This is a genomic window from Nocardia sp. NPDC056611 (assembly GCF_042792755.1).
Lineage (GTDB): Bacteria > Actinomycetota > Actinomycetes > Mycobacteriales > Mycobacteriaceae > Nocardia.
Map to the genome: position 1 here is coordinate 738,016 of NZ_JBHTVV010000002.1, position 20,574 is coordinate 758,589.

At 70.0% G+C, this 20,574-nt stretch carries 19 protein-coding genes and 1 pseudogene; 16 read left to right on the forward strand and 4 right to left on the reverse strand.

Translation table 11 applies throughout. The features are described from left to right. Positions 1-132 precede the first annotated feature (132 nt). The 15 genes from pyrR (at position 133) to ACFRAQ_RS12105 (ending at position 17,455) form a co-directional block, all read left to right on the forward strand. Complete coding sequence (gene pyrR / locus ACFRAQ_RS12035) at positions 133-771, forward strand: bifunctional pyr operon transcriptional regulator/uracil phosphoribosyltransferase PyrR (RefSeq protein WP_357083329.1); 639 nt, start codon at positions 133-135, stop codon at positions 769-771. Then, on the forward strand, positions 768-1,733 hold the full coding sequence (locus tag ACFRAQ_RS12040; protein WP_379097828.1) for an aspartate carbamoyltransferase catalytic subunit: 966 nt from the start codon (positions 768-770) through the stop codon (positions 1,731-1,733). The genes pyrR and ACFRAQ_RS12040 overlap by 4 nt, the downstream gene beginning before the upstream one ends. Then, positions 1,730-3,022 carry a dihydroorotase gene (locus tag ACFRAQ_RS12045; protein ID WP_379097831.1) on the forward strand — a complete coding sequence of 431 codons (1,293 nt, stop codon included), beginning with the start codon at positions 1,730-1,732 and terminating at the stop codon, positions 3,020-3,022. The genes ACFRAQ_RS12040 and ACFRAQ_RS12045 overlap by 4 nt, the downstream gene beginning before the upstream one ends. A gap of 29 nt (positions 3,023-3,051) precedes the next feature. Then, positions 3,052-3,549: a transporter gene (locus tag ACFRAQ_RS12050; protein ID WP_379097834.1), complete on the forward strand. Its 498-nt coding sequence runs from the start codon at positions 3,052-3,054 to the stop codon at positions 3,547-3,549. Then, positions 3,546-4,664: a glutamine-hydrolyzing carbamoyl-phosphate synthase small subunit gene (gene carA / locus ACFRAQ_RS12055; protein ID WP_379097837.1), complete on the forward strand. Its 1,119-nt coding sequence runs from the start codon at positions 3,546-3,548 to the stop codon at positions 4,662-4,664. The genes ACFRAQ_RS12050 and carA overlap by 4 nt, the downstream gene beginning before the upstream one ends. Then, a complete protein-coding gene (gene carB / locus ACFRAQ_RS12060; protein WP_379097840.1) occupies positions 4,664-7,969 on the forward strand; it encodes a carbamoyl-phosphate synthase large subunit in 3,306 nt (1,101 codons plus the stop codon). The genes carA and carB overlap by 1 nt, the downstream gene beginning before the upstream one ends. Further along, positions 7,966-8,838 carry an orotidine-5'-phosphate decarboxylase gene (gene pyrF / locus ACFRAQ_RS12065; RefSeq protein ID WP_379097843.1) on the forward strand — a complete coding sequence of 291 codons (873 nt, stop codon included), beginning with the start codon at positions 7,966-7,968 and terminating at the stop codon, positions 8,836-8,838. The genes carB and pyrF overlap by 4 nt, the downstream gene beginning before the upstream one ends. Before the next feature lie 102 nt (positions 8,839-8,940). Next, positions 8,941-9,789, forward strand: a complete 849-nt coding sequence (locus tag ACFRAQ_RS12070; RefSeq protein WP_379097847.1) for a patatin-like phospholipase family protein — start codon at positions 8,941-8,943, stop codon at positions 9,787-9,789. A gap of 33 nt (positions 9,790-9,822) precedes the next feature. Further along, entirely contained in the window at positions 9,823-10,251 is a 429-nt protein-coding gene (locus ACFRAQ_RS12075) for a VOC family protein (protein ID WP_379097850.1), read from the forward strand. A 600-nt stretch (positions 10,252-10,851) separates the two neighbouring features. Further along, positions 10,852-11,175 carry an integration host factor, actinobacterial type gene (gene mihF, locus ACFRAQ_RS12080; RefSeq protein WP_033086940.1) on the forward strand — a complete coding sequence of 108 codons (324 nt, stop codon included), beginning with the start codon at positions 10,852-10,854 and terminating at the stop codon, positions 11,173-11,175. Between the two features lie 7 nt (positions 11,176-11,182). Continuing rightward, entirely contained in the window at positions 11,183-11,767 is a 585-nt protein-coding gene (gene gmk / locus ACFRAQ_RS12085) for a guanylate kinase (RefSeq protein WP_357286150.1), read from the forward strand. 89 nt (positions 11,768-11,856) lie between these two features. Continuing rightward, positions 11,857-12,135 carry a DNA-directed RNA polymerase subunit omega gene (rpoZ, locus tag ACFRAQ_RS12090; protein WP_213556271.1) on the forward strand — a complete coding sequence of 93 codons (279 nt, stop codon included), beginning with the start codon at positions 11,857-11,859 and terminating at the stop codon, positions 12,133-12,135. A gap of 7 nt (positions 12,136-12,142) precedes the next feature. Beyond that, positions 12,143-13,363 carry a bifunctional phosphopantothenoylcysteine decarboxylase/phosphopantothenate--cysteine ligase CoaBC gene (coaBC, locus tag ACFRAQ_RS12095; protein ID WP_379097855.1) on the forward strand — a complete coding sequence of 407 codons (1,221 nt, stop codon included), beginning with the start codon at positions 12,143-12,145 and terminating at the stop codon, positions 13,361-13,363. Positions 13,364-13,561: 198 nt separating this feature from the next. Continuing rightward, positions 13,562-14,776, forward strand: coding sequence for a methionine adenosyltransferase (gene metK / locus ACFRAQ_RS12100; protein ID WP_379097858.1), 1,215 nt, complete (start codon positions 13,562-13,564; stop codon positions 14,774-14,776). Beyond that, on the forward strand, positions 14,777-17,455 hold the full coding sequence (locus ACFRAQ_RS12105; protein WP_379097861.1) for a primosomal protein N': 2,679 nt from the start codon (positions 14,777-14,779) through the stop codon (positions 17,453-17,455). A gap of 75 nt (positions 17,456-17,530) precedes the next feature. Here the strand turns inward: ACFRAQ_RS12105 and ACFRAQ_RS12110 are convergent, their stop codons facing one another. Genes ACFRAQ_RS12110 through ACFRAQ_RS12120 form a run of 3 tightly spaced genes read right to left on the reverse strand, consistent with a single transcriptional unit; the run spans position 17,531 to position 19,295 of the window. Then, entirely contained in the window at positions 17,531-17,968 is a 438-nt protein-coding gene (locus ACFRAQ_RS12110) for a MarR family winged helix-turn-helix transcriptional regulator (protein ID WP_379097864.1), read from the reverse strand. 10 nt (positions 17,969-17,978) lie between these two features. Next, positions 17,979-18,404, reverse strand: coding sequence for a hypothetical protein (locus ACFRAQ_RS12115; protein ID WP_379097866.1), 426 nt, complete (start codon positions 18,402-18,404; stop codon positions 17,979-17,981). Positions 18,405-18,449: 45 nt separating this feature from the next. Then, positions 18,450-19,295 carry an SDR family oxidoreductase gene (locus tag ACFRAQ_RS12120; protein WP_379097869.1) on the reverse strand — a complete coding sequence of 282 codons (846 nt, stop codon included), beginning with the start codon at positions 19,293-19,295 and terminating at the stop codon, positions 18,450-18,452. A gap of 77 nt (positions 19,296-19,372) precedes the next feature. On the opposite strand from ACFRAQ_RS12120, the gene ACFRAQ_RS12125 reads away from it, so the two are divergent. Continuing rightward, positions 19,373-19,954, forward strand: coding sequence for a TetR/AcrR family transcriptional regulator (locus tag ACFRAQ_RS12125; RefSeq protein WP_379097871.1), 582 nt, complete (start codon positions 19,373-19,375; stop codon positions 19,952-19,954). A 102-nt stretch (positions 19,955-20,056) separates the two neighbouring features. On the opposite strand, the pseudogene ACFRAQ_RS12130 reads toward ACFRAQ_RS12125, so the two are convergent. Continuing rightward, positions 20,057-20,574 (reverse strand): annotated as a pseudogene (locus ACFRAQ_RS12130) (ATP-binding cassette domain-containing protein); the annotation flags it as partial.

Sequence of the window (20,574 nt, forward strand, 5' to 3'; positions counted from 1 at the left end):
GTACGGCGGTGGTGCGCCGACCGCGGACGCGCGGGGGGTGCGGGGTCGGGGGCGCATTCGCGCGCTGGTAGGGTCACTGCCCGAAAGACATCCTTTAACGGACCGTCCCGTGAGGCGGGGAAGGAGGTCGGCATGGCTGTGCCCGAAGACCGGGCGGCCAAGTCGAGCGCTGCCGAGTTCTCGCAGCGGCACGACCCGGACCGGGTCGAGACCGGACGCGAGCTGCTCTCCGATTCCGACGTCGGCCGGACCATCGCCCGCATGGCGCACCAGATCATCGAGAAGACCGCCCTGGACTCCGGTGATCCGCAGGTTGCCCGCGTGGTGCTGATCGGAATCCCCACCCGCGGAACCACTCTGGCCCATCGCCTGGCCGGCCGGATCGAGGAATTCTCCGGCGTCCGCCCCGCGATCGGCTCCCTCGACATCACCCTCTACCGCGACGACCTGCGCTCCAAGCCGCACCGTCCGCTCGAGCGCACCTCCGTGCCCGAAGGCGGCATCGAGGACGCCCTGGTCGTGCTCGTCGACGACGTGCTCTTCTCCGGCCGCACCGTGCGCTCGGCGCTCGACGGCCTGCGCGACCTGGGCCGCCCCCGCGCGGTGCAGCTCGCCGTGCTCATCGACCGCGGCCACCGCGAACTTCCCATCCGCGCCGACTACGTCGGCAAGAACGTGCCGACCGCGCGCACCGAGGACATCTCGGTGCTGCTGCGCGAGCACGACGGCCGCGACGGCGTTTACCTGCGCCAGGAGGGTGACGCCCAGTGAAGCACCTGCTCTCGGTCACCGACCTGGACCGCGAGACCGCCAACGGCCTGCTCGACGAGGCCGAGCGGTTCGAACAGGCGCTGCTGGGCCGCGAGGTCAAGAAGCTCCCGACGCTGCGCGGCCGCACGGTCATGACCGTGTTCTTCGAGAACTCCACCCGCACCCGGGTCTCCTTCGAGGTCGCGGGCAAGTGGATGAGCGCCGACGTCATCAATGTGAGCGCGTCGAGTTCTTCGGTCTCCAAGGGCGAATCGCTGCGCGACACCGCCCTGACCCTGCACGCCGCGGGCGCGGACGCCCTCATCGTGCGCCACCCCGCTTCGGGCGCGGCGCACCAGATCGCGCGCTGGTTCGCCGAGATGGACGAGGCCGCGAGCGGTTACGCCGGTCCCGGCCCCGCCATCATCAATGCCGGTGACGGCACCCACGAGCACCCCACCCAGGCGCTGCTGGACGCGCTGACCCTGCGTCAGCGCCTCGGCGATCTGGAGGGCAAGCGGATCGTGCTGGTCGGCGACATCCTGCACAGCCGGGTCGCCCGCTCGAACGCCTTCCTGCTCAGCACCCTGGGCGCCGAGGTCGTGCTGGTCTCGCCGCGCACCCTGCTGCCGGTCGGTGTGGAAGCCTGGCCCGTGCGGGTCTCGGACTCCCTGGACGCCGAACTGCCCGGCGCGGACGCGGTCATGATGCTGCGCGTGCAGGCCGAGCGCATGAACGGCGGCTTCTTCCCGTCGGCGCGCGAGTACTCGATCCGCTACGGCCTCAACGAGCGCCGCATGAAGATGCTCGACGAGCACGCGGTGGTCCTGCACCCCGGGCCCATGCTGCGCGGCATGGAGATCGGCTTCTCCGTCGCCGATTCCCCGAAAGCGGCTGTGCTGCAACAGGTCAACAACGGAGTCCATATGCGCATGGCGGTGCTGTTCCGCCTGCTGGTCGGAACCGACGAGGTGGTGGCATGAGCATCCTGATCAAGAACGTCCTTCTCTACGGTGAGGGCGACGCGGTCGACGTGCTGGTCGCCGACGGCGAGATCCGTGAGATCGGCGCGGGCCTGAGCGCCCCGGACGCCGAGATCGTCGACGGCAAGGGCCAGTTCCTGCTGCCGGGCTTCATCGACCTGCACACCCACCTGCGCGAGCCGGGCCGCGAGGACACCGAGACCATCGAATCCGGTTCCGCCGCAGCCGCTCTGGGCGGCTACACCGCGGTGTTCGCCATGGCCAACACCAGCCCGGTCGCCGACACCTCGGTCATCACCGACCACGTGTGGAAGCGCGGCCAGGAGGTCGGCCTGGTCGACGTGCACCCGGTCGGCGCGGTCACCGTCGGCCTCGAGGGCAAGCAGCTCGCCGAGATGGGGACCATGGCCGCCGGTGTCGGCGCGGTGCGCATGTTCTCCGACGACGGCCACTGCGTCTACGACCCGCTGATCATGCGCCGCGCCCTGGAATACGCGAACTCCCTGGGCGTGCTCATCGCCCAGCACGCGGAGGAGCCGCGCCTGACCAAGGGCGCCGTCGCCCACGAGGGCCCGACCGCCTCCCGTCTGGGCCTGGCCGGGTGGCCGCGCGCCGCCGAGGAGTCCATCGTGGCCCGCGACGCCCTGCTGGCCCGCGACGCCGGAGCCCGCGTGCACATCTGCCACGCCTCCACCGCCGGCACCGTCGAACTGCTGAAATGGGCCAAGTCCCAGGGTATTTCGATCACCGCCGAGGTGACCCCGCACCACCTGCTGCTCGACGACTCGCGGCTGGAGACCTACGACGCGGTGAACCGGGTGAACCCGCCGCTGCGCGAATCCTCCGACGTGGCGGCGCTGCGTCAAGCCCTCGCCGACGGCGTCATCGACTGTGTCGCCACCGACCACGCCCCGCACGCCGACCAGGACAAGTGCTGCGAGTTCGCGGCCGCCCGTCCCGGCATGCTGGGCCTGGAGACGGCGCTGTCGATCATCGTGGAGACCATGGTCAACCCCGGACTGCTCGACTGGCGCGGTGTCGCGCGGGTCATGAGCGAGAACCCGGCGCGGATCGTGGGCCTGGACGATCAGGGCCGCCCGCTCGCGGTCGGCGAACCCGCCAACCTGGCGCTGATCGACCCGGCCGCCGAATGGACGGTGGAGGCGAACGAACTCGCCTCGATCGCCCGCAACACGCCCTTCCAGGCGATGACCCTGCCCGCGAAGGTGACCGCCACCTTCCTGCGCGGCCGGCTCACCGCCCGGGACGGCAAGATCGTCGCCGGTTAGCGGCGGGTGGGGAACCGAGGAGAACCGTCATGCGACTGCTGCAAGTACTGATACTGCTGGCATTCTTCGTGCTGTGCCTGGGGCTCATGTACTGGGCGTGGACCGGCCGGGCCAAGAAGCAGGCCGGTGCCATCGGTGAACTGCCCGCGGTGCCCGCCGACTGCGGCGCGCAGCTGCTCGAGCCCACCACGGGGCTCTACCTCGGCAGCACCCTCGCCCCCAGCTGGATTCAGCGAATTACGGTGGGCGACCTGGGTTTCCGCGCCACCGCGGAGCTGACCCGGTTCGAACGCGGCATCCTGCTCGAGCGGGATGGCGCGGCGACGATCTGGATTCCGCAGGAATCCATCACCGCGGTGCGCGCCGAGCGCGGGCACGCGGGCAAAGTGATGACAGAAGACGGTGTGCTGGTGATTCGCTGGACGCTGCCGACCGGGACCGAGGTGGATACCGGTTTCCGCGGCGACGACAAAGCGGTGTACCCGGCATGGACCGCAGCAGCTACGAAGACGGGAGACGAGGCATGAGCAGCGGAAATACTGCCGTGATGGTGCTCGAGGACGGCCGCGTGTTCCGCGGGACGACCTTCGGCGCCGTCGGGCAGACCTTGGGTGAGGCGGTGTTCTGTACCGCCATGACGGGCTACCAGGAGACCCTCACCGACCCCAGCTACGACCGCCAGATCGTGGTGGCCACCGCGCCGCAGATCGGCAACACCGGCTGGAACGACGAGGACGACGAGTCCTCGAAGATCTGGGTGGCGGGTTACGCCGTGCGCGACCCCGCGCGCCGCGCCTCCAACTGGCGCGCCAACCGCACCCTGCAGGCCGAGCTGGAGAACCAGAACATCGTCGGCATCGCGGGCATCGACACCCGCGCGGTGGTGCGGCACCTGCGCACCGCCGGTTCCATGAAGGCGGGCATCTTCTCCGGCGATTCGCTGGCCGACTACGAGGAGCTGGTCTCCCGGGTCAACGGCCAGCAGTCCATGCTGGGCGCGGATCTGGCCGGTGAGGTCTCCACCGACGAGATGTACACCATCGACCCGATCGGCGAGCACCGCTTCACCGTGGTCGCGGTCGACCTGGGCATCAAGTCCAACACCCCGCGCATGTTCGCCCAGCGCGGCATGCGGGTGCACGTGGTCCCGTCCAACGTGACCCTGGACCAGATCAAGGAACTGAACCCCAACGGCGTGTTCCTGTCCAACGGCCCGGGCGACCCGGCCACCGCCGACGCGCAGGTCGCGCTGACCCAGGGCGTCCTGGGCGAGGGCATCCCGCTGTTCGGCATCTGCTTCGGCAACCAGATCCTGGGCCGGGCGCTGGGCCGCAACACCTACAAGATGAAGTTCGGCCACCGCGGCATCAATGTGCCGGTCGTCGAACATCATTCGGGCCGGATCTCGATCACCGCCCAGAACCACGGCTTCGCCCTCGAAGGCGAGCGCGGCGAGGTCTTCGACACCCCGTTCGGCAAGGCCGAGGTCAGCCACGTGTGCGCCAATGACGGTGTCGTCGAAGGCGTGCAGCTGGTGAACGGCAAGGCCTTCTCCGTGCAGTACCACCCCGAGGCCGCGGCCGGACCCCACGACGCCGCCTACCTGTTCGACCGTTTCGCCATGCTGATGGAAGGAGCCTGATGCCACGCCGTACCGACCTCAACCACATCCTGGTGATCGGCTCGGGCCCGATCGTCATCGGCCAGGCTTGTGAGTTCGACTATTCGGGAACCCAGGCGTGTCGCGTCCTGCGGTCCGAAGGCCTGCGCGTGTCGCTGGTCAACTCCAACCCGGCGACCATCATGACCGACCCGGAGTTCGCGGACTCGACCTATGTCGAGCCGATCACCTGGGAATTCGTCGAGAAGGTCATCGCCAAGGAGCGTCCCGACGCGATCCTGGCGACCCTCGGCGGTCAGACCGCGCTCAACTGCGCTGTCGCCCTGCACGAGAACGGCATCCTCGAGAAGTACGACGTCGAGCTGATCGGCGCCGACTTCGAGGCCATCCAGCGTGGTGAGGACCGCCAGAAGTTCAAGGACATCGTCGCCAAGGTCGGCGGCGAGTCCGCGCGCTCCAAGGTCTGCTTCACCATGGACGAGGTCCGCGAGACCGTCGAGGAACTGGGCTTCCCGGTCGTCGTGCGCCCCTCGTTCACCATGGGCGGCCTGGGCTCGGGTATGGCCTACAACCACGAGGACCTCGACCGCATCGCCGGCGGCGGCCTGGCCGCCTCGCCGACCGCGAACGTGCTCATCGAGGAATCCATCCTGGGCTGGAAGGAATTCGAGCTCGAGCTCATGCGCGACCGCAACGACAATGTGGTCATCGTCTGCTCGATCGAGAACGTGGACCCGATGGGCGTGCACACCGGTGACTCGGTCACCGTCGCCCCGGCCATGACCCTCACCGACCGCGAATACCAGAAGATGCGCGATCTGGGCATCGCCATCCTGCGCGAGGTCGGCGTCGACACCGGCGGCTGCAACATCCAGTTCGCGGTGGACCCGCGCGACGGCCGCCTGATCGTCATCGAGATGAACCCGCGCGTGTCGCGCTCGTCGGCGCTGGCGTCCAAGGCCACCGGCTTCCCGATCGCCAAGATCGCCGCCAAGCTGGCCATCGGCTACACCCTCGACGAGATCGTCAACGACATCACCAAGGAGACCCCGGCCTGTTTCGAGCCCACGCTCGACTACGTGGTCGTGAAGGCTCCGCGCTTCGCCTTCGAGAAGTTCCCGGGCGCCGACACCACGCTGACCACGACCATGAAGTCGGTCGGCGAGGCGATGTCCATGGGCCGCAACTTCTCCGAGGCCCTGGGCAAGGTGTTGCGCTCGCTCGAGACCAAGGCCACCGGCTTCTGGACCCTGCCCGACGGTGAATGGACCGACGTGCAGGCCATTCTCGACGACCTGAAGGTCCCCACCGAGGGCCGCATCTACCAGGTGGAGCGCGCGCTGCGCCTGGGCGCGAGCATCGAGGACACCGCCGCCGCCTCCGGCATCGATCCCTGGTTCGTCGCCGAGGTCGCCGCCCTGGTGGAGCTGCGTCAGGAGATCATCGACGCCCCCGTGCTGGACGAGCCGCTGCTGCGCACCGCCAAGCACTACGGCCTCTCCGATCGCCAGATCGCCGCGCTGCGACCGGAACTCGCCGGTGAGGGCGGCGTGCGCGAGCTGCGCCACCGCCTGCAGATCCGCCCGGTGTTCAAGACCGTCGACACCTGCGCCGCCGAGTTCGAGGCCAAGACCCCGTACCACTACTCGGCCTACGAGCTCGATCCCGCCGCGGAGTCCGAGGTCGCGCCGCAGCGGGAGCGCGAGAAGGTCATCATCCTGGGCTCGGGTCCGAACCGTATCGGCCAGGGCATCGAGTTCGACTACTCGTGTGTGCACGCCGCGCAGACGCTGTCGGCCGCGGGCTACGAGACCATCATGGTCAACTGCAACCCGGAGACGGTCTCGACCGACTACGACACCGCCGACCGCCTCTACTTCGAGCCGCTCACCTTCGAGGACGTGCTCGAGGTGTACCACGCCGAGACCGAGTCCGGCACCGTCGCGGGCGTCATCTGCCAGCTGGGCGGGCAGACCCCGCTGAGCCTGGCGCAGCGCCTCACCGACGCGGGCGTGCCCGTGGTCGGCACCTCGGCGGCGGCCATCGACCTGGCCGAGGACCGCGGCGAGTTCGGCGATGTGCTGGTCGCGGCGGGTCTTCCGGCCCCCAAGTACGGCACCGCCACCACCTTCCCGCAGGCCAAGAAGATCGCGGCCGAGATCGGTTACCCGGTGCTGGTGCGCCCGTCCTACGTGCTGGGCGGCCGCGGCATGGAGATCGTCTACGACGAGGCCACCCTCGCCGACTACATCTCCCGCGCCACCGAGATCACCCCGGACCACCCGGTGCTGGTCGACCGGTTCCTGGAGGACGCCATCGAGATCGACGTCGACGCCCTGTGCGACGGCGACGAGGTCTACCTGGGCGGCGTCATGGAGCACATCGAGGAGGCCGGCATCCACTCCGGTGACTCGGCGTGCGCCCTGCCCCCGATCACCCTGGGCCGCAGCGATATCGAGGCCGTGCGCCGCTCGACCGCCGCGCTCGCCAAGGGCATCGGCGTCAAGGGCCTGCTGAACGTGCAGTACGCGCTCAAGGACGACGTGCTCTACGTCCTCGAGGCCAACCCGCGCGCCAGCCGCACCGTGCCGTTCGTCTCCAAGGCCACCGCGGTGCCGCTGGCGAAGGCCGCGGCGCGGATCGCGCTGGGCGCCACCATCGCCGACCTCCGCAAGGAGGGCCTGCTCCCGGCCGAGGGCGACGGCGGCACCGTGCCGATCGAGGCCCCGGTCGCGGTCAAGGAAGCGGTCCTGCCGTTCCACCGCTTCCGCCGCCCGGACGGTTCCGGCATCGACTCGCTGCTCTCGCCGGAGATGAAGTCCACCGGTGAGGTCATGGGCATCGACGCCGACTTCGGGACCGCCTTCGCCAAGTCGCAGTCCGCCGCCTACGGGTCGCTGCCGACCGAGGGCACCGCGTTCGTGTCCATCGCCAACCGCGACAAGCGCGCCATGGTGTTCCCGGTCAAGCGCCTGCACGACCTGGGCTTCCGCATCCTCGCCACCGAGGGCACCGCGGAGATGCTGCGCCGCAACGGCATTCCGTGCGATCGGGTGCGCAAGCAGTCCGACAACGCGCCCGACGAGGCCGGCATCGTGGACATGATCAAGGACGGCGACGTCGACATCGTGTTCAACACGCCCTACGGCAACAACGGCCCGCGCGTGGACGGCTACGAGATCCGCACCGCCGCGGTCGGCGCGAACATCCCGTGCATCACCACCGTGCAGGGTGCGGCTGCGGCCGTGCAGGGCATCGAGGCCACCATCCGCGGCGGCATCGGCGTGCGCTCCCTGCAGGAACTGCACGCGGTGCTGCGCGGATGAGCGCCTCCGGCGCTGAGCGGATGAGCGCCTCCGGCGCTGCGCGGACGACCGGCTTCGGGCTACGGCTGCGGGAGGCGATGCGCGCGCACGGACCGTTGTGCGTGGGCATCGACCCGCATCCGCCGCTGCTGCGGGCCTGGGGCCTGAGCGAGGACGCAGCCGGGGTGGCCAAGTTCGCCGACGCCTGCGTGCGGGCGTTCGCGGGCCGGGTCGCCCTGGTCAAGCCGCAGGTGGCGTTCTTCGAAACCTACGGTTCGGCCGGAATGATGGTGCTGGAGGAGACCATCGCGGCGCTGCGGGCGGCGGGCACCCTGGTGCTGGCCGACGCCAAGCGCGGCGATATCGGCTCCACCATGGACGCCTACGCGCACGCCTGGCTCGGTGACGGCCCGCTGGGCAGCGACGCGGTCACCGTGTCGCCGTACCTCGGATTCGGTTCGCTCGCACCGGCTCTGGAGCTGGCCGCGGCCAACGGGCGCGGCGTGTTCGTGCTGGCCGCGACCTCCAATCCGGAAGGCGCGGAGCTGCAACGCATCACCGGCGCGGACGGCCGCACCATCGCCCAGCGCATGGTCGACGACGCCGCCGCGGCCAATGTCGGGGCCGAATTCGGTTCCGTCGGTGTGGTTGTCGGCGCGACCCTGACCGAGGCCCCGGACCTGAGCGCCCTCAACGGGCCCATCCTGATGCCGGGTGTGGGCGCGCAGGGCGGGGGAGCGGACTCCATTCGCGCCCTGGTGCCCGCGCGCGACCTGGGCGCGGTGCTGCCCAATGTCTCGCGTGAGGTGCTGAAGGCCGGTCCGTCGGTGGCCGCGCTGAAGGAGAAGGTCGCCGAGCTGTCGGAGGAGTTCGCCTTCCTGCAGCGCTGATTCCAGAACAGAGTCACTCGCGGCACCGGGTCCGATCCGGTGCCGCGAGTCTTTTCGGAGGGATATCCTCCGCTTCCTTGCCTCGGCGGATACAGTGGCCTCATGTCTGCCGCGATGCCGCCCAAGGGAATTCGCCGTGCGCTCGTCCTGGGTGGAGGTGGTGCGGTCGGCCTGAGCTGGATGGCGGGTGTCGTCATCGCCCTGCGCGCGGCCGGAATCGACCCGGCCGCGGCCGACCGGATCGTCGGCACCTCCGCCGGAGCGGTCGTCGGCGCGGCCCTGGCCGCGGACGTCGACCTGAACCTGCTGCTGCGGCGGCCCTCCACCGAGACCGCCGAACTCGAGCCGATCGAGTTCGACCCGAACAGCTTCGGCGAGATCCTCGGCCTGCTCGGCACGCCCGGTCTGGACCCGGCCGAGGCGCGTCGGCGCGCGGGCGCCCGCGCCCTGGAGATGAATCTCGGCGATCCGGCCACGCACATCGCCCGCATCGGCGCGTTCGTCGGCCACAGCGACTGGCCCCAGCGCGATCTGCTGATCACCGCCATCAGCGTCAACACCGGGGAACTGCAGGCCTGGACCCCCGGCGGCAAGGCCACCCTGCCCGAGGCGCTGGCGTCGAGCACCTCGGTTCCCGGTGTCTTCCCGCCCATTCCGATCGACGGCGTCCACTACTTCGACGGCGGCATGCGCTCACCCATCAACGCCGATCTGGCGGCCGGAGCCGAGCGGATGCTGGTCATCGAACCCCTGGCGCACCTGTTCCCGCACGCCCCCTCCGACCGCGACCTGGGCGGCGCGGCAACGACGTTCATCGTCCCCGACGCCGATGCCATCGCCGCCTTCGGCCCGAACCTGTTCAGCGCGGACGCGCTGGTGCCCGCCTACGAGGCGGGGGTGCGGCAGGGCGGGGAGGCGGCGCCCGGGCTGCGGGATTTCTGGCGGGCCTGAATCGGACCGCTCAGTAGAAAGGTGGGATTTCTCATGTCCGATGCCGCCCTCGGCCTGCTCTCGTACGCCCAAACCCGCATCCTGGTCGACGATTTCGCGTCCAGCTTCCGGTTCTATCGCGACGTGCTGGGTCTGCGACTGAAGGCCGAGATCGAGGGTGACGTGCCCGAGAACGAGGCGGGGCCCTACGCCTGCTTCGCCGTCGGCACGCAGGATCTCGCGCTGTTCACCCGCGCCTACATGGACGCGGCCATCGGCGCCGAGCACCGGCCGCGCGGCGAGATCGATACGGCCGTGGTGGTTTTGCGGGTCGCCGATGTCGACGAGGCGATCGCCGTGCTGCGCGAGCGCGGCGCGCTCGTCGTCGGCGAGCCCGCCGACCAGCCGGCGTGGGGCATGCGCGTGGGCCACGTGCGCGCTCCCGAGGGCACGCTCGTGGAGCTGTGCCAGTACGCGGATTGATCCGATCCTGTTCGCTCTCGGCGAACCATCCGGCGGCCCGATCGAACGCTTGTCCGGATCGACCCGCTCCCGCCCGCCCGGGCGGTGGGCGGGTTCTCGCATGTATCGGCCGGGTTTCGCGCGTCAGCGGCCGCCTGAGGGGCGGAAACGGGCCGCTCGGGCGTCGTCGCCGGTGGCCGCACCGGGTCCGACCTGCATCGAAGGGTGTCTGATTTGCGAGTTTTCAAGGTCTCGGAACGGGCCCCGGTGATGCGCGACACGCGCTACGGATTCGAACGACACGCCGAGAAATCCAAGAAAAATCCAGGTCGCGTGATTACAGCTCGGTCACGGTTTCATGCGGGGCCAGTCCGACCCCTCGAACGCGCGGTCGAGAAACCCAAAAACCCCTGGCCGCAAGGCTATTCGCGGCCGTGCGCGGCCGTGGGGCGCGCCCGGTGCGGCGGCGCCCGCGGCGGTGTGCATCCGGCCCGGTCGCGCGCCGAATCACGCGCTGACCTGGGGGGTGGGTTCGCAATCGGCAAGCGTCGTGGGTACGGTCGCTGAGACCACCGGGTTACCGGAGGTAGATCAAGCAATGAACGATGAGACGGAGGAACCGTGGCCCTTCCCCAGCTGACTGACGAGCAGCGCGCCGCTGCTTTGGAGAAGGCGGCTGCCGCTCGCCGCGCTCGGGCGGAGCTCAAGGAGCGCTTGAAGCGTGGTGGCACCGATCTGAAGACGGTCCTTGCGGACGCCGAGAAGGACGAAGTCCTCGGCAAGATGAAGGTTTCGGCCCTGCTCGAGGCCCTGCCGAAGGTTGGCAAGGTCAAGGCTGCCGAGATCATGAGCGAGCTCGAGATCGCTCCCACCCGCCGCCTGCGCGGACTGGGCGACCGGCAGCGTAAGGCGCTGCTGGCCCGGTTCGACTTCAGCGCCGAATAATCCGAGGGTGGTCGAACACACTCGGAAGGGTCGACTGGTAGTACTGGTCGGCCCCTCGGCCGTCGGCAAGTCCACCGTCGTGCGCTGCGTGCGCGAACGACTGCCCGAATTGGTATTCAGTGTGTCGGCCACCACCCGGGCTCCGCGGCCCGGGGAGGTCGACGGTCAGGACTACCACTTCGTCACCCGCGAGAAATTCGACGCCATGATCGACGGCGGCGAAATGCTCGAATGGGCCGATATCCACGGTGGACTGCAGCGGTCGGGCACCCCGGCCGCACCCGTGCGGGAAGCGCTCGCCTCCGGACACCACGTCCTGATCGAGGTCGACCTCGAGGGCGCGCGCTCGATCCGCGAATCCATGCCGGAGGGCCTGCTGGTCTTCCTGGCCCCACCCAGCTGGGACGAGCTGGTGTCCCGCCTGACCTCGCGCGGGACCGAATCGCCCGAGGTCATCGAGCGTCGGCTACAGACCGCGCGCACCGAACTGGCCGCGTGTGACGAGTTCGACATCGTGATCGTGAACGACCACGTGACCAGCGCCTGCGAGCAGTTGGTATCGTTGTTCGTTAGCACAAATTCGGGGTCCTAGTTCTCGAACCGCGGAACCCGAACATCCGGCTCGTCTTCGAAGTGAGCCGGGAAGCCATCCTTCCGAACAACCCCGCAGGAGCCTTCCTAGTGAGTACGGACCTCAAGACCGTTCCCGCCTACGACACTCCGGTCGGCCTCACCAACCCGCCGATCGACGAACTGCTGGAGCGGACGTCGTCCAAGTACGCGCTGGTCATCTACGCGGCCAAGCGCGCGCGTCAGATCAACGATTACTACAACCAGCTCGGCGACGGCATTCTCGAATACGTCGGTCCGCTGGTCGAGCCGGGTCTGCAGGAGAAGCCGCTGTCGGTGGCCATGCGCGAGATCCACGCCGACCTGCTCGAGCACTCCGAAGGGGAGTAAAACCGCGGTGACCCGAGTCGTCGTCGGCGTCGGCGGCGGTATCGCCGCCTACAAGAGCTGCAACCTCGTGCGCCGGTTCACCGAAACCGGGCACGAGGTTCGTGTCATTCCCACCGAGTCGGCGTTGCAATTCGTCGGCAAGGCCACCTTCGAGGCGCTGTCCGGCCATCCCGTGCACACCGGTGTCTTCGCCGACGTGCCCGAGGTGCCGCACGTGCGCCTCGGCCAGGAGGCCGACCTGGTCGTCATCGCCCCCGCCACCGCGGACCTCATGGCCCGCGCCGCGCAGGGCCGCGCCGACGACCTGCTCACCGCGACGCTGCTGACCGCGCGCTGTCCGGTCCTGTTCGCCCCGGCCATGCACACCGAGATGTGGGAGCATCCGGCCACCCGGGCGAACGTGGCGACGCTGCGCGCGCACGGCGCGACCGTGATGGAACCCGCCTCGGGCCGCCTGACCGGCACCGATACCGGTCCGGGCCGGCTGCCCGAGCCGGAGGAGATCTTCGGTCTGGCCCGTCTGCTGCTCGAGCGCGCCGACGCGCTGCCGCGTGACCTGGAGGGCCGCCGCGTGGTGGTCTCCGCCGGTGGCACCCGCGAGGCGCTGGACCCGGTCCGCTTCCTGGGCAACCGGAGTTCGGGCAAGCAGGGCTACGCGATCGCCCGCCTGGCCGCCCAGCGCGGCGCGCAGGTGACGCTGATCGCGGGCAACACGATCGGCCTGGAGGCTCCGGCCGCCGTCGAGGTGGTGCACGTGACCTCCGCCGACCAGCTGAAGGTGGCCGTCGACAAGCACGCGCTCGGCGCGGACGCCGTCATCATGGCGGCCGCGGTCGCCGACTTCCGGCCGGTCAACGTCGCCGCGTCCAAAATCAAAAAGGGTGCGGGCGAACCGAATTCGATCGAGCTGGCCAAGACACCCGATATCCTTGCCGGGTTGGTACAGGCTCGTCGCGACGGGCACCTACCGGGCACCGCGATCGTCGGCTTCGCCGCCGAGACCGGGGACGAGCACGCCGACGTGCTCACCCACGCCCGGGCCAAACTGGCCCGCAAAGGCTGCGACCTGCTGGTCGTGAACGCCGTCGGGGAGGGGAAGGCCTTCGAGGTCGATACCAACGACGGCTGGTTGCTCGGCGCCGACGGCACCGAGATCGCCCTGGACCACGGGTCCAAGGCCCTATTGGCTAGCCGAGTGCTGGACGCACTCGGTCCCTTGCTCCGCTGAAGCCTCGGCACCGCAGGGTTCGGACGCTCGCCGCGCAGGTCGCGGCGGGTGTCCGAGTCGCAATGTGCTCGTCACGGTGGTGGTTCGCCCCTGTGACGAACATATTGGAATAACCTGAGACAAAGGGTTGTGCGATGGCGCGGAGACGCTACTGTCGCCACCCGATACGAGAAACCCGTTGAGGGAGAGGGAACAACTGTGCGCACGTCTGGCAGCCGCCTATTCACCAGTGAGTCGGTGACCGAAGGTCATCCCGACAAGATCTGTGATGCCATCAGCGATTCCATCCTCGACGCGTTGCTCGCGGCCGATCCGCGCAGCCGGGTCGCGGTGGAGACCCTGGTGACCACCGGTCAGGTGCACGTGGCCGGTGAGGTCACCACCTCGGCCTACGCCGATATCCCGACCATCGTCCGCGAGAAGGTCCTGGAGATCGGATACGACTCGTCCGCAAAGGGTTTCGACGGCGCGTCCTGTGGCGTGAACGTCGCGATCGGCGCGCAGTCGCCCGATATCGCCCAGGGCGTGGACACCTCGCACGAGGCCCGCGTGGGCGGCGAGGACGACGAGATCGCCCGTCAGGGCGCGGGCGACCAGGGCCTGATGTTCGGGTACGCCACCGTCGAGACCCCCGAGCTGATGCCGCTGCCGATCTCGCTGGCGCACAAGCTGTCCCGGCGTCTGACCGAGGTCCGCAAGACCGGCGTGCTGCCGTACCTGCGGCCCGACGGCAAGACCCAGGTCACCATCGAGTACGACGGCGCCATTCCGAAGCGCCTCGACACCGTGGTCATCTCGACCCAGCACGCGGCCGACATCGACCTGGACAACCTGCTGGCCCCCGACATCCGCGAGAAGGTCGTCGACGCGGTCCTGTCCGAGCTGCGGCTGCCCAACCCGCTCGACACCTCCGACGTGCGCCTGCTGGTCAACCCGACCGGCAAGTTCGTGCTCGGCGGCCCGATGGGTGACGCGGGCCTGACCGGCCGCAAGATCATCGTCGACACCTACGGCGGCATGGCCCGCCACGGTGGCGGCGCCTTCTCCGGCAAGGACCCGTCGAAGGTGGACCGCTCGGCCGCGTACGCCATGCGCTGGGTCGCCAAGAACGTCGTCGCCGCCGGCCTGGCCGAGCGGGTCGAGGTCCAGGTCGCCTACGCCATCGGCAAGGCGGCCCCGGTCGGCCTGTTCGTCGAGACCTTCGGCACCGAGCAGATCGACCCGATCAAGATCTCCGACGCCATCGGCGAGGTCTTCGACCTGCGTCCCGGCGCGATCATCCGCGACCTGGACCTGCTGCGCCCGATCTACGCGCCGACCGCCGCCTACGGCCACTTCGGCCGCACGGATGTCGATCTGCCGTGGGAGCGCACCGACCGCGCGGAGAAGCTGCGCGCGGCCGCCGGGCTGTAATTGACCGGCACCCAACAGTTCTCGACGGGAGCGTCGGGCACGGAGTCCCCCTCCGAGCCCGACGCTCCCGCCGTCGTTGGCACCGCTCCCAGCGTCGTTGGCGCAGCACGCCCCATCGCCCGCGTCCTGCCCCTGCTCGAACCCGCCCACCTGGACCGCGATTTCGACTACGTCGTCCCTCCTGAGCTGGACGAAATCGCCCAACCGGGCGTCCGGGTCCGAGTTCGCTTCTCCGGCCGCCTCATCGACGGCTACCTCCTCGAACGCCTCGAAAGATCCGCCCACACCGGCAAACTCGTCCGCCTCGAACGCGTGGTGTCGGGCGAGCGCGTCCTCACCCCCGAGATCCTGAAGCTCGTCACCGCCGTCGCGGCCCGCTACGCCGGCACCCGAGCCGACGTCCTGCGCCTGGCCATCCCGCCCCGCCACGCCAAGGTCGAAACCGAGGGCACGGAGAAGCCCGAAAAGCCCAAGCGCACCACGAAGAAGAGCACCGCCGTCGATCCGGTGACAGCCCCGGGCGGTGTGGTCGACCTCGACGCGATCGCGCCCGCCGGCCCGGCGCAGCCGGGCGATGCGGCCGCCGCGTCGGTCAGCGCGGCACACCGAACCGCTGATTGCATTGCCGCGCAGGCTGATCCGCGAGACGTCGAGGCCGCGTCCGCTGACTCCGACACCGCAGCGACCGGCGGTCTTACTGAGGGTGGCGTGCCCGGCGACGCCGCCGACCCGGCACCGGTCGCCGGTGCTGCGGCTGTGGAGGTGTCCGCGGTGGTCGGCACCATCGCTGATCCGGCTCGCGACGGCGATGTCCTCACCCGCGGCGAGCCGGTCGCCGGTACGGGCTCGGAGCAGGTGCGGACTTCCACGACGGTCGAATCGGCGAGCATCGAGGCCGCGGTCGCTCCTGCGGACACCGCGGACGATCCTGCCGAACAGCACGATCGGTCCGCAGGCGTGGACGAAACCGATGCCACGCCGACGGCATCGAACAGCACGACCGGGCCGAGTGCGGTGAGCGCTGCTTCGCCACAGTCGTGGGTGTCCGAGTTCGCCGAGTGGGGCCGGTATGCGCACGGGCATTCGTTCCTGGGTGCGCTCGCGGCGGGGCGGGGGCCGCGGGCCGGGTGGCAGGCGTTGCCGGGGGAGGATTGGGCCAAGCGGCTGGCGGAGTTGGCGGCGGTGACCGTGCGGGGTGGGCGCGGGGCGGTGATCATGGTGCCGGATCAGCGGGATCTGGATCGGGTGCTGGCGGAATGTGTCGCGCTGATGGGGGAGTCGGCGGTCGGGCTCGCGGCGGGGTTGGGGCCGTCGGCGCGGTATCGGCGGTGGTTGTCGGTGCTGCGGGGGCAGGCGAAGGTGGTGGTGGGGACGCGCAGTGCGGTGTTCTCGCCGGTGCGGGATCTCGGGTTGATCGCCATCTGGGACGACGGGGACGACACGTTCGCCGAACCGCGGTCGCCGTATCCGCATGCGCGCGAAGTGGCCATGCTGCGGGCGCACGAGACGGGGGCGGCGTTCGTGGCGGGCGGGTTCGCGCGGACCGCCGAGGTGCAGGCGATCGTCGAATCCGGGTGGGCGCACGACCTGCTCGCGGATCGGGCCGTGGTGCGGCAGGCGATGCCGCGCATCACCGCGCCCGGCGACACCGACGCGGCATTGGAGCGGGATCCCATCGCGCAGGCGATCCGGATTCCGGCGGTGGCGTTCATGGAGGCGCGCAAGGCGCTCAAAGCCGGTGGGGCAGTGCTGGTTCAGGTGCCGCGGCGCGGCTACATCCCCGCCCTGTCGTGCGCGAAGTGCCGGACCCCCGCGCGCTGCCGCCACTGCAATGGACCGCTGGCGCTGCCGGACTCCGCCCCGGCGTCACGTGGCGCATTGCGCACCGGGCGAGAAGGTGTCGCCGAGGCGCAGAGCCCGGCCTGCCGCTGGTGTGGAATCACCGAGGCCGCGTTCCGCTGCGGATCCTGCGGGTCTCGTGCGCTGCGGGCGGTCGTCATCGGTGCGTCCCGCACCGCCGAGGAGCTGGGTCGCGCGTTTCCCGGTGTGCCCGTGCGGGGTTCGGGTGGTTCCGCGATTCTCGACTCCGTCCCCGAGGGTCCGCAGGTGGTGGTTTCCACCATCGGCGCGGAGCCCCCGGTGCCCGGCGGCTACGCGGTCGCGATGCTCCTGGACGGCTGGGCCCTGCTCGGCCGCGCCGACCTGCGCGCCGCCGAGGACGCCCTGCGTCGCTGGATGTCGGCCGCCGCCCTGGTTCGCTCCGACGGCCGGGTCATCGTCATGGCCGACGCCGGTCTCCCTACCGTGCAGGCTCTGGTCCGCTGGGACCCGGTGTGGCACGCCGGTTTCGAGCTCGACCAGCGCGTCGAGGTCCGCTTCCCGCCCGCGGTCCGTTTCGCCGCCATCGACGGCACCTCCGACTCCATCGCCGAATTGCTCGGCGAGGCCAAGCTTTCCGGCGATGTCGAAGTCCTGGGCCCGGTGCCACTGCCCCCCGGTGCCCGAAAGCCCTTCTCCTCCGGCGACTCTCCCGCCGAGGTGGAACGCATGATCCTGCGCGCCGACCGCTCCGGCGGGGCCGCCCTCTCCCGCGCCCTCACCGCCGCCCAGGCCATCCGCAGCACCCACCGCTCCGACGCCCCCCTGCGCGTCCAGATCGACCCGATCGACATCGGCTAGCGTCGAAACAAGATCAGGGAGTTCCCGGCGCGGAATGATGTCCGCATCGTCGCGCTGACTGCTCCCTGATCCTGTTCAGGCGCTGGTGATTTCGTCGCGGGGGAGGGCGGCGAGGGTGGTGAGGGCGTTCAGGAAGCCGCGGCGGTCGGCGGCGGGGAGTTTCGCGAGCAGGCGATCCTCGCGCGCCTGGATCTCGGTCTGTGCCGCGTCGCGCAGGCGACGACCCTCCGGGGTCAAGGCCAGCAGCCGCGCCCGGCGGTCGGCCGGATCGGGGCGACGTTCGATGAGCCCACGTTCCTGCAGGTCGTCGAGCACCGCGATGATCCGTGTCTTGTCCGCCCCGATCTCCTGGGCCAGCACCCCCTGACCCCGTGCCGGGCCTTCATCCAGATGCAGCAGTACGACATACGCCCACATGGTCAGCCCGTGCCCGGCCAGCACCGGTTGTTCGGCCGCCATGAGGGCGCGGCCCAGGGGGACGATCATCGCTGCGAGGTCCGGACGGTCTGTCATGCGGACCAGACTATGCGGCCAGCCGGTGCGTCCTGTCGATCGTCTCGCCCGCGCGGGTCAGGATGGCGTCGGCGTCGAAGGTGTCGGCCTGCCAGGAGTCGAGGCTGATCCCGATGCGGCCGCGCCAGGCGCGCACGATCTCGGTGTGGACGGGCCAGCGCACGAAGCGGCGCATGTCCCGTTCGGACTCCCATATCGAGATCGAGCCGCCCCGGAACTCCGCGGGCCGGCCCCACAACCACAAACCCACCGCGCCCTGCATGACCGGCCACGTCCGGCCCAATTCCAGCCCCGCCGTATAGATGTCGCGTGCCTCGGCCTCGGAGTCCGCGAGGAAGTCGGTCACGCTGACGAACACCGGACCCGGACGCCGATCGTTCGGGCCGGGATTCCAGGGCATGAGCACGGTGCCTTCGGAGAATGATTTCGTATGCATACGTAGACGATAAGCGTATGCGTACGAAATATTCAACGGTCGAACTCAGCGGAAGGCCGGAGCGACCCGAGCCGCCCACTGCGCGTACCCCGTCGCGGGACGTCCGAGGACCCGCTCGACATCACCGCTGACCAGCTGCTCCTCGGGCGTCGGCTCGCCGAGAATGCTGAGGGTGTGGTCCGCGACGGACTCCGGCATGAAGCGCAGCATGTTGACCCTGGCCTCCGCCCGGCTGAGCTCCACGAACCGCAACGGCTCCCCGAGTGCTTCCGCCAGCGCCTCCGCCTGATCGCGCGGAGTGACGAGTTCGGGTCCGGTCACCGTGTAGCTCTGCCCGTGATGGCCGTCGTGCGTCAGCGCGGCCGCGGCCACGGCCGCGATATCGCCCGGATCCACCTGCGGCAGACCGACATCCCCGAAGGGCGCGGGAATCGTCCGCTCGGCGCGGACCGGATCGATCCAGGCGAACGTATTGGTGAAGAACCCGCCCGGCCGCAGCACCGTCCATTCCAGCTCCGATGCGGCCAGTGCCTGTTCGAAGGCCAGCGTCCGTGCGTATCCGTCACTGTCCGGCCGGGTCACCGCGCCCTGCGAGGACAGGAACACCACGCGCCGGACACCCGCCGCCGCAACGGTTTCCAGCACCTCGGCCGGCGCGGGCCCCTCGACCAGCTGCGCTCCGGTGATGAGCAGGAACACGCTGTCCGCACCCGTCACCGCCTCGGCCAGGCTGTCCAGATCCCCGATGTCGGCGCGGCGGTGTTCGGCGCCGTGGGGGAGGTCGATCGGCTTCTCGCCGCGTGAGACGGCGACCACCTTCTCACCGGCTTCCGCGAGTTCGCGCACGAGCGCGCTGCCGACGTTTCCGGTCGCTCCGGTTACCACGATCATCTGTCTCACTCCTGAGTTAGTTGGCTGACTAAATCGAACATAGGCCACATGACCGGGCGTTGTCTATAGTTAGTCGTATGACTGACTCAGTGGTCCGGCCGGCGGGGAAGCGGGAGCGGCTCTCCGACGCCGCCGCCAAGGTCTTCCACGAACACGGCGTGGAGAAGACGACCATCGCCGACATCGCGCGCGCCGCGCAGGTGCCGGTGGGCAATGTGTACTACTACTTCAAGACCAAGGATCAGCTGGTCCAGGCCGCGATCGGTGCCCACGCGCGGACCGCGCAGGAGGTCATCACCGCGCTGGAGCAATTCGACGCGCCCGCCGAGCGATTGAAGGCGCTGGTGCGCGGGTGGGTCGAGCAGCGGGAGCTGGCCGCTCGATTCGGTTGCCCCTCGGGCACTCTCGCCACCGAGCTCGACAAGCGCGCCGACGGCCTCGACCGCGAACTCGCCGATGTCATGCGCGGCTTGCTCGACTGGATCGAAACGCAGTTCGCCGCCCTGGGGCGCACCGACTCCCGCGAACTCGCCGTCGCGCTGATGGCCGCGTATCAGGGAATCTCCCTGCTCACCAACACCTTCCGCGACCCGGCAATGATGGCGGCCGAGGGCGCGCGCCTGGAACGGTGGATCGACTCACTGGTTCCCGCGGTATAGCCGGGGCCAAGCGTGGCGACAGGTTTCCCGGGAGCGTTCGACGCGGTACCTGTCGGGCCAACGGAAGAATCGCACGGCGTCGCCGCACGCGCCGGATTCGATTCAGGCGGGCTGGGATTGGGCGGGGCGCACACTCCACCGTCCCTCGTCGCGCAGGATGCGGACGGGGTGATCGAAGCAGGCGCTGATGTGGTCGGTGGTGAGCACCCGTTCAACCGGTCCGGCCGCGACGGTGCGACCGTTGCTCAGCAGCATGGCGTGGGTGGTGCCGGGCGGCAGTTCCTCCAGGTGGTGGGTGACCAGGACCGACGCCAGCTCGGGGTGGCTGCGCTGGAGCAGGTCGACTCGCTCCAGAAGTTGTTCTCGCCCGGCCAGATCCAGGCCCGTGGCCGGTTCGTCGAGCAGCAGCAGGCGCGGGCTGGGCATCAGGGCGCGGGCGATGAGGGTGCGGCCGCGCTGCCCTTGGGAGAGGATCTGCCAGTCGGCGTCGCGGCGGTGGGACAGGCCCAGGAGATCGATCAGGCGGGGGGGGGCGGGCCGGGGGGGCGGGGGGGGGCCCCGCGCGCGGGGCGGGCGCGCCCCGGGGGGGGGGCGCCCCGGGGCGGGGGGGGGCGCGCCCC